Annotated in this window: 10 protein-coding genes; 8 read left to right on the forward strand and 2 right to left on the reverse strand. The window is 63.4% G+C overall.

The features are described 5' to 3' along the window. Positions 1–193 precede the first annotated feature (193 nt). Entirely contained in the window at positions 194–2380 is a 2187-nt protein-coding gene (locus CGS25_RS10235) for a primosomal protein N' (RefSeq protein ID WP_101675392.1), read from the reverse strand. A gap of 320 nt (positions 2381–2700) precedes the next feature. Here CGS25_RS10235 and rpmE point away from each other — a divergent pair, with 320 nt between their 5' ends. Next, positions 2701–2919 (forward strand): 50S ribosomal protein L31, encoded by a 219-nt coding sequence (gene rpmE, locus CGS25_RS10240; RefSeq protein ID WP_089033345.1) that lies wholly within the window; start codon positions 2701–2703, stop codon positions 2917–2919. Positions 2920–3039: 120 nt separating this feature from the next. Next, positions 3040–4314 carry a malic enzyme-like NAD(P)-binding protein gene (locus CGS25_RS10245; RefSeq protein ID WP_101675393.1) on the forward strand — a complete coding sequence of 425 codons (1275 nt, stop codon included), beginning with the start codon at positions 3040–3042 and terminating at the stop codon, positions 4312–4314. Positions 4315–4523: 209 nt separating this feature from the next. Here the strand turns inward: CGS25_RS10245 and CGS25_RS10250 are convergent, their stop codons facing one another. After that, positions 4524–7061, reverse strand: coding sequence for a penicillin-binding protein 1A (locus CGS25_RS10250; protein ID WP_101675394.1), 2538 nt, complete (start codon positions 7059–7061; stop codon positions 4524–4526). 198 nt (positions 7062–7259) lie between these two features. Here CGS25_RS10250 and CGS25_RS10255 point away from each other — a divergent pair, with 198 nt between their 5' ends. From CGS25_RS10255 to aroK, 6 genes are read left to right on the forward strand one after another with little or no spacing between them, the layout of a single operon-like run. Further along, positions 7260–8327 (forward strand): pilus assembly protein PilM, encoded by a 1068-nt coding sequence (locus CGS25_RS10255; RefSeq protein WP_089033342.1) that lies wholly within the window; start codon positions 7260–7262, stop codon positions 8325–8327. Then, positions 8324–8899, forward strand: coding sequence for a PilN domain-containing protein (locus CGS25_RS10260; RefSeq protein ID WP_089033341.1), 576 nt, complete (start codon positions 8324–8326; stop codon positions 8897–8899). The genes CGS25_RS10255 and CGS25_RS10260 overlap by 4 nt, the downstream gene beginning before the upstream one ends. Further along, on the forward strand, positions 8896–9603 hold the full coding sequence (locus CGS25_RS10265) for a type IV pilus inner membrane component PilO (protein ID WP_089033340.1): 708 nt from the start codon (positions 8896–8898) through the stop codon (positions 9601–9603). The genes CGS25_RS10260 and CGS25_RS10265 overlap by 4 nt, the downstream gene beginning before the upstream one ends. 41 nt (positions 9604–9644) lie before the next feature. Next, positions 9645–10175, forward strand: a complete 531-nt coding sequence (locus tag CGS25_RS10270; protein ID WP_232802349.1) for a pilus assembly protein PilP — start codon at positions 9645–9647, stop codon at positions 10173–10175. 21 nt (positions 10176–10196) lie between these two features. Further along, on the forward strand, positions 10197–12356 hold the full coding sequence (gene pilQ / locus CGS25_RS10275) for a type IV pilus secretin PilQ (RefSeq protein WP_089034589.1): 2160 nt from the start codon (positions 10197–10199) through the stop codon (positions 12354–12356). Beyond that, positions 12353–12883, forward strand: a complete 531-nt coding sequence (gene aroK / locus CGS25_RS10280) for a shikimate kinase AroK (RefSeq protein WP_089033338.1) — start codon at positions 12353–12355, stop codon at positions 12881–12883. The genes pilQ and aroK overlap by 4 nt, the downstream gene beginning before the upstream one ends. Positions 12884–12956 lie beyond the last annotated feature (73 nt).

Consider the following 12956-nt stretch of genomic DNA (forward strand, 5'->3'; position numbering starts at 1 on the left):
GGGGGGGAGCGCGGATCGGGCTGGCCTACCGTCTCCTTGAGGGCCGGGTTGAGGTCGACAAATCAGTCTGGCGGAAGTTGCAACGCCGTCCGGCTGCGCCGGTTCGCGATCAAGGATCGCTCCCACAGCGGTTTCGTTGCCTGGTGGGTGTCAGCCTGAAGTGCCTGGATAGACATGCCCGCCGCTTGCGGCTTCAAAGCAGGTCGATGGGGTCCACGTCCAGGTGCCAACGGCAGCGGCGGCCGGAGGGCAGCGCGCGGGCGATTTCCATGAGCGTGTCGAGCAGGCCATGCAGCAGCGGGCGGTTGTTGCTCTGCAGCAGCAGTTGGGCCCGGTAACGTCCGGAGCGTTTTTCCATGGGGGCCGGCACCGGGCCGAGCACGTGCACGCCCTCCACGGTGGGCAGCGCCTGCACGCATTCTTCCAGAAAGCCCAGTGCCTGATTCATGACCATCGCTTCGCAGCGCAGCAACGCCAGGTAGCCGAACGGTGGCAGACCGGCGCCGCGCCGTTCATCGAGCAGGGCGTCGGCGAGGGCGTGGTAATCCCCGGCGGCGGCCAGTTGCACCAGGTTGTGGTCGGTGTGGCGGCTTTGCATCAGCACGCGGCCGGGGCGGTCCTGGCGACCACTGCGGCCGGCCACCTGGAGCAGCAACTGGGCGGCTTGTTCGGGGCCACGGAAATCGGCGCTCAGAAAGCCGGCGTCCATGTTGATGATCACCGCCAGGCTCAAGCGCGGGAAATGGTGCCCTTTGGCAAGCATCTGCGTGCCCACCAGCACCGCCGGTTCACCCTTTTGGATTTGCGCCAGTTTGGCGTCCAAGCTGCCTTTGCGGCGGGTGGTGTCGCGGTCGATGCGCACCACCGGCGCCTGGCTGGTTTCGCTCAGAAGCGCTTCCAGCTTTTCGGTGCCGGCGCCGGCGTCGATGAGGTTGCTGGAGCCGCAGCCGGGGCAGCGGTTGGGCAGACGTTGCTGGTGACCGCAATGGTGGCAGCGCAGTTGCTGCTCGCTGCGGTGCCAGGTGAGCACGCTGTCGCAGCGCGGGCATTCCGATTGCCAGCCGCAGTCACGGCACAGGATCACCGGCGCGAAGCCGCGCCGGTTGAGGAACACCAGCGCCTGCTCGCCTTTTTTGATGGTGTCGGCGATGGCGGCCAGCGAGGCGGGCAACAGGGGCGTATCCGGCGTCGCGGCGCGGGCGTCCAGCAGTTCGATGGCGGGCGCCGCCGCGTCGCCGGCGCGGCGCGTCAGCCGTAGCCAGCCGTAGCGGCCGGCGCGGGCCAGTTGCAGGGTTTCCAGGGCCGGGGTGGCGCTGCCGTGCACCACCGGCACATCCAGTTGCTGGGCGCGCCAGGTGGCCAGATCGCGGGCGTGATAGCGAAAGCCGTCCTGTTGTTTCAGGGAGCTGTCGTGGGCTTCATCGACGATGATCAGGCCCGGTGTCTGCAAGGGCGTGAACACCGCCGAGCGGGTGCCGATGATGATGCGCGCGCGGCCTTCTCGGGCGGCCAGCCAGGCTTCCAGACGTTCCCGATCGGTGAGCCCGGAGTGCAGCACCGTCACCGGCACCGCGAAGCGCTGGCGAAAACGGCGCAGCGTTTGCGGTGTCAGGCCGATCTCCGGCACCAGCATCAGCACCTGTTTGCCGGCGGCGAGTACCGGCGCCATGGCCTGCAGATAGACTTCGGTCTTGCCGCTGCCGGTGACGCCGTCGAGCAAAAACGGGTGAAACCCCTGGCGGTCGTTGATCGCCTGGATGGCGGCTCGCTGTTCCTGATTGGCGCGCAGCGCCGGCTCGGCGAGCACCTCCTTGACCGGCGGCGGTGCGGCGATGTCCAGATCGACCCGCTCGACCCACTCTTTATCGCGCAACGCCTGCAGCGCCGGCCGTGACACCGACAGCGCTTCCAGCATCGCCGGGGTCAGGCCCTTGGGATGTTCAAGAAGCAGGGTCAGGGCCTGTTGCTGGCGGGGGGCGCGCTGCAGCCGTTGCGGATCGACATGGCGGCCACGGTCGGTGAGCCGCCAGCGCACCTCGCCGCCGGCGCGCGCCGGCTGCCCCTGGCGCAGCAGCGCGGGCAACACAAAGCCGAGGACTTCGCCGAGGGGATGGTGGTAATAGCGGGCGGCGCGCTCGCACAGGGCATACAAAGGCGGGTCGATGACCGAATCGTCGTCGAGCACCTGCTCCACCGCCTTCAGTTTTTTCAGATCGCTGGGCTGTTGGCCGTGCACCACGCCTATCAGGGTGCGCCGGCCGAACGGCACGCGCACGCGCGCGCCTTGGGGGGGGAGGGCGGTGCCGGCGGGCAAGCGGTAGTCAAAGCAGCCGGGCAAAGGAACCGGCAGGGCAACTTGGATGACAGAGTCTAAAGGCACGAATTGTTCCGCTGTAGGCTCGTTCGACAGGCCGGCCGAAAGGCCCGGATGGGCCGCTTTCCAGGTGGCTTTCCACCTGGCGTTCTACATGGCTTTCCACCTGGCTTTCCAGGCGGATTCCGGTTACGCCGCGGGCGGCGCGAAACGGGCCCGGCAAGGCCGGAAACGGCTTGCGCATTGGTGTCAAGCTGTTATGATTCGCCTTCACTTTTGCCCGGCGCAAGCCAGTGTGGTGCCCGACAGGCGCCTGTCAGGCCGTTTTCAACAACGGCGGTGGCGGACGCCCCGGATCGGGTAGCGACACCTGAAGGAGCTTTGCTATGAAAACAGACATTCATCCCGAATACCAGGAAGTCACCATCACCTGTAGCTGCGGGAACGTGATCAAGACCGGCTCCACGCGGAGCGAGGATTTCAGTGTGGACGTGTGCTCCGCCTGCCATCCTTTCTATACCGGCAAGCAGAAGCAGGCCGATACCGGTGGTCAGATCGACAAGTTCAAACAGCGCTTTGGCATGATGCGCGCGGGCAAGAACTGATTCGCCTGATACCACGTTGCGTTTTGCCTGTAAAAAGCACCCGCACGGGTGCTTTTTACGTTAAGCGCCGCGTTTTTCCAGCACTATGAGTAACAGCCCTGATCGGGAGCGGAGAGCACCATGTCCGAGGATTTAAAAAAGGCGGCCCTGGAATATCACGCCAAACCGCGCCCGGGGAAGATCAGCGTCGAGGTGACCAAGCCGGCCAAGACCAGCCGCGACCTCAGCCTGGCCTACAGCCCCGGCGTAGCGGAACCCGTGCGTGAGATCGCGCGGGAGCCGGAACTGGCCTATCGGTTCACCTCCAAGGGCAACCTGGTGGCGGTGATCAGCGATGGCTCGGCGATTCTCGGTCTGGGTAATCTGGGGGCGCTGGCCTCCAAGCCGGTGATGGAAGGCAAGGGCATTCTGTTCAAGCTGTTCGCCGGCATCGATGTGTTCGATATCGAAGTGGACGCGGAAGACCCGCAGGCCTTTATCGATACCGTGATGCGCATTCATCGCACCTTCGGGGGCATCAACCTGGAAGACATCTGCGCGCCGGAATGCTTCGAGATCGAACGGGTGCTTAAAGAGCAGTGCGACGTGCCGGTGTTTCACGATGACCAGCACGGCACCGCCATCGTGGTGTGCGCCGGGCTGATCAACGCGCTGGAAATCCAGAACAAAAGCATCCAGGACATCCGCGTGGTGTGCCTGGGCGCCGGTGCCGCCGGGGTGGCCTCGGTGCGTCTGCTGATCGAGATGGGCGCGCGCAAGGAGAACATCCTGGTGCTGGACCGCAAGGGCGTGATCCACAGCCGCCGCGATGATCTCAACCAGTACAAGGCGGCGCTCGCCAACGACACCGACAAGCGCACCCTGGACGACGCCATTGACGGCGCCGACGTGTTCATCGGTGTGTCCGGCCCGGACATGCTGACCCAGGAGATGGTCAAGAAGATGGCGGATAAGCCGATCATTTTCGCGCTCGCCAACCCGGACCCGGAGATTCGCCCCGAGGCCGCCAAGGAAGTGCGCTCCGACGCCATCATCGCGACTGGCCGCTCGGACTACCCGAACCAGGTCAATAACGTGCTGTGCTTCCCGTACATGTTCCGCGGCGCGCTGGATGTGCGTTCCACTTCGATCAACGAAGAAATGAAGATCGCCGCGGTGCACGCGATCGCCGAACTGGTGCGCGAGGCCCCGCCCAAGGAAGTGCTGGACGCCTACGGCGGCGGCGCGCTGACCTTTGGCCGCGAATACATCATTCCCAAGCCCAATGATCCGCGCCTGCTGGGTCGGGTGTCCGCCGCGGTGGCGGAAGCCGCGGTCAACTCCGGCGTGGCCCGCAAGGGTTACCCGAGCCACTACCCGCTTAAGTCGCTGGATGAGATTTTTCCGGAGCTTTAGCGCCGCGGCAGTTAAAAGTTAAAAGTTAAAACGCGAGGAGGGCCGTGCCGTGGGTGGGGCCCTCTTCGCGTTTTTGCGTTCGAACCGCTGAGACCGGGAGCAGTCTTTAAGGGGATGGCTGGCCAAGAGCTGTATGCGCGGCGAGGGCGACGCTGTGGTATTGGCCGTCGCCGCGCTTTCAACTTTTAACTTGCAACTTTCAACTGCTTTTAAAAAATCTGTTCCGGCGATTTGCCGCCGCTGTTGGGCGGTTCCAAGTCGGGTTCGTGGCCTTCGCGGAAGTATTCGAAAATCGCATTCGGGTTGTCGGGCCGGGCTTGCAGGCCGCTTTTCGGGTCGATGCGCACCGAGACGATGCCCTCGGGTTGCGGCCGTGGCTGATCCTGCACGCCTTTCAGCGCTTCGCCCATATAACCGATCCAGATCGGCAGTGCCGCGCGGCCGCCGTATTCGCCGTAGCCGAGGCTGGCGGGGCTGTCGAAGCCGACCCAGACGGTGGCCACCAGGGCCGGCGAGAAGCCAGAGAACCAGGCGTCCACCTGGTCGTTGGTGGTGCCGGTTTTGCCGGCCAGATCGTCGCGGGCCAACTTACTGGCCTCACGGCCGGTGCCGCGTTTGATCACATCCCGCATGATCGAATACATCAGCCAGGCCACGTCTGGCTCAATCACTCGGGGCGCCATGACCGGCGGCGGTTGCACCGGGCGGCCGTCGTCGTCGGTCTCGGGTTGAGTGTTGGTGGTGTCATCCTGGTCGGCGATCACCGCGCAGGGGGCCTCGCATTGAATCACCTCAGGCGCCTTCCACAGCACTTCCCCATGCTTGCCTTCGATGCGCTCGATGAACCAGGGCTGCACCCGGTAGCCGCCATTGGCCAGCACCGCGTAGGCACCCGCCACTTCCAGAGGGGTCACCGAGGCGCTGCCCAGGGCCAGGGACAGGTCCCGCTGAAAACGCTCGGTGGGCAGGCCAAAGCGATCCAGGGTTTGCATGGTCTGGCCGATGCCCACCTGCCGGAGGATGCGGATGGAGACCAGGTTCAGCGAGCGATACAGTGCCTCGCGCAGGCGCGTGGGGCCATAAAAGCGGCTGCTGGCGCCGGTCGGCCGCCAGGCACCGCCTTTAAGATTCTCGTTGTCGAACACCACCGGGGCATCGTTAATGATGGTTGCCGGGGTGAAGCCGTTTTCCAGGGCCGAGGTATAGATGAAGGGCTTGAACACCGAGCCGGCCTGACGCTGGCCCTGAATGGCGCGGTTGAACTTCGAGGCAAAGAAGCTGTAGCCGCCCTGCAGCGCCTGAATGGCGCCGGTCTGCGGGTCCACGGACACCAGCGCGGACTGCGCTTTCGGCAGTTGCGCCAGGCGCCAGCGGGTGTTCTCGCCGGAGCCGCTGGGGCGCAGATAAATGACGTCGCCGGGTTTAAGGACGTCGCCGGCGCGGCGCGGGGCATCGCCCACGTAACCTTTGCGCAGGGCCGGGCTGGCCCAGCTCAGGGCGCTCCAGTCGAGCACCGCGCGGTGGCCGTCGGCCAGCACGGTGGCGACTTCCCGTTCGCGCACGCCGGTGACAATGGCGGTGCGCAATGGGCCGTAGTCGGGCTGATCCTTGAAGGTGTCCACCCAGGTGCTCAGCGCCGGTTCGACGGTGTCGTCGCCGTCCGGTTGTTGCTGCTGGGCGAGTTCCGGCTCGGGCTTTTCGTTGTCGGGAGCCTGTTCGGTGTCGGTGCTTTGCGGCCAGCCCAGTTCGGGCAGGTCGTCAATGTCCACGTGGGCCAGTGGGCCCCGGTAGCCATGCCGCTCGTCGTAGGCATGCAGGCCGTCGCGCAGGGCGGTAACGGCGGCATTCTGGCGTTCGCTGTCCAGGGTGGTGTAGATGCTCACGCCGTCGGTATAGACATCCTTGTCCACCAGTTTGGTGGCGGCCAGGCGGGCCATTTCGCCGATATAGGCACCTTCCACTTCCGGTTGCGAGGCGTGGTAGCGCGCCGAGGGCGTGCTGGCGATGGCCTGTTCCATCCGCGCCTCATCGATGGAGCCGGTCTCCATCATGCGATGCAGAATCCAGTTGCGCCGTTGCAGGGCACGTTGCGGATTGGTGATCGGATTGTAGGCCGAGGGCGCCTTGGGCAGGCCGGCGATCATCGCCCACTGGGGCAGGCTCAGCTCGCTCAGCGACTTGCCGTAGTAAACGCGGGCGGCGGCCTCGGCGCCGTAGGCGCGATGGCCCAGATAGATCTTGTTCAGATACAGCTCGAGGATCTGCTCTTTGGTCAGAATGCGCTCAATCTGGATCGCCAGCACGATCTCGTTGAATTTGCGCAGGAAGCGCTGATCCCGGGTGAGGAAGAAGTTGCGCGCCACCTGCATGGTGATGGTCGAGCCGCCGGAGCGGATGTCCTGGTAGCGCACCAGCTCCACGGCGGCGCGCAGCAGGCCCTTGGGGTCGACGCCCGGGTGCTCGAAGAAGTGCTCGTCCTCGGCGGCCAGCACCGCCTGCACGAACAGCGGCGGGATCTGATCGTAGGTCAGTGGCTCGCGGCGCTTTTCGCCGTACTCGGCGATCAGTTTGCCGTCGTGGCTGTAGACGCGCAGGGGAATCTGATATTGCACCTCGCGGATCTGGGTGGCGGCTGGCAGTTGTGGTGCCAAGTATAAATAGCAGCCGGCCAGTATCAACAAACCGCCGGCGCAACCGGCCAGGATCAGGAGGAACAGAGAGCGTATCCAGAGGACGGATGATTGCATATTGTTGCAACTGAGGTAGAGATCAGAAGAAAGGGCTAGCAGACCCGTGAAGCACGTCATTATACGGCGGAAAGGTTGTTGTGATCTAATAACCTTTCTGTTAATACTAACTTCTCAAGTGATTCAGCATAAAAATCACGTAACTTGATAATTTTGAAGCAAAAAAACCACTATAAACATACAAGCGGGACGACGACTGTGCTGCCTTTTCTCAGAAAAAAGGCCCAGACACTGCTGGGGATCGATATCAGTTCCACCGCCGTCAAGTTACTCGAACTTTCCAGGTCGGGTAACCGGTTTAAAGTAGAAAGTTACGGGGTCGAGCCGCTGACGGCCAACTCCGTGGTGGAAAAAAACATCAATGACGTTGAAGGGGTCGGGGACGTCGTCGCCCGACTGGTCGCCCGTGCCCGCCCGGGCGCCAAGACCGCCGCCGTGGCCGTGCCCGGCTCGGCCACCATCACCAAGCTGATCGAAATGGACGCCTCGCTCAACGAGGACGACCTGGAGACCCAGCTTAAGGTGGAGGCCGATCAGTATATCCCTTTCCCGCTCGATGAAGTTCGCATGGACTTTCAAATACTCGGTCCGGTAGAAGACAACCCGGAGCGGGTGGAAGTTCTGGTGGTGGCGTCGCGCACTGAAAACGTGGAAATGCGCGCCGACGCGCTGGAGATCGGCGGCCTGCAGCCCAAGGTGGTGGATGTGGAAGCCTACGCCATGGAGCGCGCCTTCCAGCTGGTGCTGCCGGCGCTGCCCAACGGCGATGAACTGGACACCGTGGCGGTGTTCGACATTGGCGCCACCATGACCACGCTCAACGTGTTCCACCAGGGCCGCAGTGTTTATACCCGCGAGCAATTGTTCGGCGGTAAGCAGCTGACCGAGGAGATCCAGCGTCGCTATGGGATCTCCATGGAGGAAGCCGGGCTGGCCAAGAAGACCGGCGAACTGCCCGAGGACTATGAATCCGAAGTGCTGCAGCCGTTCAAGGACGCCATCGTTCAGCAGATCAACCGATCCCTGCAGTTCTTCTACGGTTCCACCCAATTCAATGAGGTGGATTACATCCTGCTGGCCGGCGGTTCCGCGTCCATTCACGGGCTGCCTGAACTGATTCAGGAGAAGGTGGGGTCCGGCTGCTCGCTGGCCAATCCGTTCGCCGATATGGCGCTGGCCGGCAAGGTCAACGCCCAGGCGCTCGCCAACGACGCCGCGGCGATGATGATCGCCTGCGGCCTGGCGTTGAGGAGCTTCGAGCCATGACCACCACCATTAACCTGCTGCCCTGGCGGGAGGCGCGCCGCAAGCAGCGGCAGCAGGAATTCGTCGCCATGCTGATCTTCGCCGCCTTGCTGGCCGGCCTGATTTTCTGGCTCTGGAAAGGCGTGGTTGAAGACCACATTGCCGCCCAGCAAACACGCAATAACCATATCCAGGGCGAGATCGCCAAACTGGACAAGCAGATCGAAGAGATCAAGGCGCTGCAGGAGCGCCGTGATCAACTGGTGGCGCGCATGCAGGTGATCCAGGACCTGCAGGGCAACCGGCCGACCATCGTCTATGTGTTCGATCAGTTCGTGCGCACGCTGCCTGACGGCGTCTATTTCAGCTCGGTGGACCGCAAAGGCGATCTGTACACCATCAACGGCGTGGCGGAATCCAACAACCGGGTGTCCCGTTTGATGCGTAACCTGGAAGCCTCTCCGTGGTTCGTGGAACCCAACCTGTTGAACGTCAAGGCGCTGGAGAGCGGTGCCCAGGCCAATACGTTCACGCTCACCGTCAAGCAGGGTTCGCCACGCGGCGAAGACGGCAAGGAGGAGGGCAAGCCATGAAAGCCTCCGATCTGAAAAATCTGGACGTGCGCGACCTGATCGATGAACTCAACAGCCTCGACTTCGAAAACGTGGGAGGCTGGCCAACGCCGGTGAAAATCGGCGCCGCCATTCTGGTGTTCGCGGGTGTATTGGCGCTGGGTTACTTTCTCAGTATCAAAGATCTGAACGCACGCCACGATCGTCTGCAGCGCGAGGAGCAGACGCAGCTTTCCAGCTTCGAAAACAAGGCCTTTAAGGCCCACAACCTGGAACAGTACCGGCAGCAGCTGGCGGAGATGGAAGAGAACTTCGAAACCCTGAAAAGCCAGTTGCCGAAGGACACCGAAGTGCCCGGTCTTCTTGAGGACATCACCCACACCGGCTTGAGCAGCGGGCTGGAATTCGAAACCATCGCGTTGAAGGACGAGATCGAGAAGGAATTCTACGCCGAGCTGCCGATCGACATTCGCGTCACCGGGGATTACCACGCCTTTGGTGCGTTCGTGTCCGGGGTGGCGGCGTTGCCGCGCATCGTTACGCTGCACGATTTCAGTATCGCGCCGGTCAAGCAGGGTAAGGGGGAGGCCGCCGGCGGGTTGCTCAACCTGGTGATTACCGCCAAGACCTACCGCTATGCGGGTGGCGACGAGGACACCGGGCCGGCCGGCAAAGGAAAGAAGGGCAAGAACGCCAAGAGCAAGAAAAAAGGCGGCCGGTCCTGAGGGGATAAAACATGAGTGGACGACATTCCATGGCAGGCTCTATGAGACGCCCGATGGCGCGCTGGCTGATGCTGCTGGCTGCTTCGTCGTTGTTGATCGGTTGCGGTTCGGGGGCGGATCTGGGCTCGCTGGACGCCCGCCTGCAAGAGATCAAGGCACGGCCACGCGGGCGCATCGAGCCACCGCCGGAGTTCAAGCCGATCGCCACCTACACCTATTCGGCGCACAAGCTGCGCGCGCCGTTTACGCCGCCGATGGATGAAAAGCTGCTGGCGGTGCCGGATGGCCGCCATGTGGAACCGGATCGCAGCCGGCCCCAGGAGTACCTGGAGCGGTTCAGCCTGGATGCGCTGAACATGGTGGGCACCATCACCAAGCCCGGCCATCCGTTGGAGGCCCTGGTGGCGGACCCCACTGGAGCGGTGACCCGGGTGCGCACGGGCAGCCATATGGGGAAAAATTTCGGGCGTGTGGTGAGCGTGTCCGACGATCAGGTTTCTCTGATCGAGATTGTTCCGGATGGACAGGATGGCTGGGTGGAACGTTCCCGAAACGTCACGCTTGCTGAATAAATGCTGCTGGGGATGCCAGTTATGATTACCTTTACATCAGATAAAACAAGGACAGCCTCCCGGCGCTGGATTGCCGCCTTGGTGGCGGTGGCGGGGTTGGCCCTGGCGGCCACCGGCACGGCGGCCACCATTACCGACCTGAACGCCAATACCCTGCCCGGCGATGGCATGCAGGTGCGCGTCGCCTTCGAGGGGCCGGCGCCGCAGGTCAAGGGTTACAGCATCGAGAAGCCGGCGCGTATCGCCCTGGATCTGCTCGACACCGACAGCCGGCTGAAGATCAAACAGCATAATCTGGGCTCCGGCAATGCCCGCAGCGTGACCGTGGTGGAGGCCAAAAAGCGCACCCGGCTGATTTTCAATCTGGAACAACTGACCGGCTACGATACCGAGGTGGAAGGCCAGGAGTTGGTGATCACCCTGGGCCGCGACAGCCGGCCGCCGGCCATCGACGCCGCCAGCCAGGCCGGCGCGCCGCTGCGCCCGGAAGATGCCTCGATCCGTGATCTGGATTTCCGTCGTGGCGGCGACGGCGAAGGCCGCGTGGTGTTTCAGCTCTCCAAACCTTCGATCCCGGTGGACGTGCGTGAGGAGGGCGGTCGCATCGTGGCGCGCTTCGTTGGCGCCGGCATCGCCGATCGGCTGGTGCGCCGCCTGGACGTCACCGATTTCGCCACCCCGGTACGGTTTATCGACACCAAGGTCAGCGACGGCAGCACCGTGGTCACCATCGAGCCGGACGGTAACTGGGATTACCTCGCTTATCAGGCCGACAACGAGTTCAGCATTAACATCAAGCCTATGACCCGCGCCGAGGAACAGAGCCAGCGCCGCGACGCGTTCAAGTACACCGGTGAAAAGCTGTCGCTGAACTTCCAGGACATCGAAGTACGCTCGGTGCTGCAGTTGATCGCCGATTTCACCAATCTCAATCTGGTGGCCTCGGACACGGTCACCGGCAAGATCACCCTGCGGCTGCAGAGCGTGCCGTGGGACCAGGCTCTGGAGCTGATTCTGAAAACCAAGGGCCTGGACAAGCGCCAGGTGGGCAACGTGCTGTTGGTGGCGCCGGCGGAAGAAATCGCCGCCCGTGAGGAGCAGGAACTGAAAAGCCAGCGGCAAATGGCGTCGCTGGCGCCGCTGCGCACCGAGTATCTGAGCATCAATTACGCCCGCGCCGAAAACCTGCAGGCCCTGATCACCAAGAAAGGCGGCGAAGACCGTTCGCTGCTCAGTGAGCGTGGCTCGGTGTCGGTGGACCAGCGCACCAATACGCTGATCGTTCAGGATACCGCCGCCAAGCTGCAGGAAATCAAGGACCTGATTCAGCGGCTCGACGTGCCGGTGCAGCAGGTGCTGATCGAAGCGCGGGTGGTGGTCGCCAGCACCGACGTGTCCGATGAATTCGGCGTGCGCTGGGGCGGGCTGGGCTACAACGGCAGCAGCCTGGCCAACGATGGCCAATCGTTCGCGGTGGGCGGCCGGCTGACCTCGTTGCGCGAGCTGCATTACGCCAACATCGACCGGGACGATGACGGCAGTCTCGGCGAGATGGAAGAATTCGACGAGGAAGAAAACAACGATCTGATCGTGGACATGGGCGTGTCGGCGGCCGAGGCCACCCGCTTCGCGATCGGGTTCACCTCGCTGGATTCCGGGCTGATCGAACTGGAGCTGTCGGCTCTGGAAGCGGAAGGCCACGGCGAACTGGTGGCCACGCCGAAAGTGCTGACCGCCGACCAGCAGCCGGCGGTAATCGCCTCCGGTCAGCAGGTGCCGTTTAACGTGGCCACGTCATCCGGGGCGACGGCGGTGGAATTCATCGAAGCCGAACTGCGCCTGGAGGTGACGCCGCAGGTCACCCCGGAGGGCGATGTGATCATGCAGCTCAAGGTCAACAACGACTCCCTCGGCACCATGGTGGGCAGCGGCGAGAACGCCGCCCCCACGGTCAACACCAACCGGGTGGAGACGTCGGTGCTGGTGAATGATGGCGAGACCGTGGTTTTGGGCGGCATTTTTCAGCAACAACAGCTAAACTCGGTCACCAAGACCCCATTCCTGGGTGACATTCCCTGGCTGGGGGCCCTGTTCCGCAAAAAGGTGAACCGTGATAACAAGCAAGAGCTGCTGATCTTTATCACGCCTCGCCTGGTGAAAGACACAATGGCTAATCGGTGATCGAAAAGGACTCTCCGTCACTCTTTCTGGTTGGGCCCATGGGGGCGGGCAAAAGCACCCTGGGCCGACATCTTGCTCATCTGCTGGGCCGTCCATTCTACGATTCCGACCGGGTGATCGAAGAAAAGACCGGCGCGGATATCCCCTGGATCTTCGATATGGAAGGCGAGCAGGGGTTTCGCCGCCGCGAGCGCGAGGTGATTGACGAACTGACCGCCTTGCCGGGCATCGTGCTGGCCACCGGCGGCGGCGCGGTCACCAGCGAGGAGAATCGACGCTATCTGCATGAGCGCGGTTGCGTGATCTACCTGTGGACGCCGGTGGACGTGCAATTGGCGCGCACCCGCAATGATCGTAACCGCCCCCTGTTACAGACCGACGACCCCCAGGCGCGTCTGGAAGCGCTGTTCGCCGAGCGCGATGCGCTGTACCGGGAAGTGGCCCACGTGGTGGTCTCCACCGCCGCCGGCAACCTCAAGAAGGTCTGTGATCAGGTGCTTGGTTGTCTGGACGCCCACGGCGGCTGATAATGCTCCCATCTTCGGATCTGGCGCGGGCGTCGCGCGCCCCTCTCACGGTGCGCCGGGTACCGGTCTGAAA

The organism is Alloalcanivorax mobilis (genome assembly GCF_002864685.1).
In the GTDB taxonomy this organism is placed as follows: domain Bacteria; phylum Pseudomonadota; class Gammaproteobacteria; order Pseudomonadales; family Alcanivoracaceae; genus Alloalcanivorax; species Alloalcanivorax mobilis.

Bases quoted from the DNA above. Each gene is read 5' to 3' on its own strand.
- pilQ (WP_089034589.1), top strand. From the start codon at position 10,197: ATGATTACCTTTACATCAGATAAAACAAGGACAGCCTCCCGGCGCTGG.
- CGS25_RS10250 (WP_101675394.1), bottom strand. From the start codon at position 7,061: ATGCAATCATCCGTCCTCTGGATACGCTCTCTGTTCCTCCTGATCCTG.
- CGS25_RS10270 (WP_232802349.1), top strand. From the start codon at position 9,645: ATGAGACGCCCGATGGCGCGCTGGCTGATGCTGCTGGCTGCTTCGTCG.
- rpmE (WP_089033345.1), top strand. From the start codon at position 2,701: ATGAAAACAGACATTCATCCCGAATACCAGGAAGTCACCATCACCTGT.
- CGS25_RS10245 (WP_101675393.1), top strand. From the start codon at position 3,040: ATGTCCGAGGATTTAAAAAAGGCGGCCCTGGAATATCACGCCAAACCG.
- CGS25_RS10265 (WP_089033340.1), top strand. From the start codon at position 8,896: ATGAAAGCCTCCGATCTGAAAAATCTGGACGTGCGCGACCTGATCGAT.
- CGS25_RS10260 (WP_089033341.1), top strand. From the start codon at position 8,324: ATGACCACCACCATTAACCTGCTGCCCTGGCGGGAGGCGCGCCGCAAG.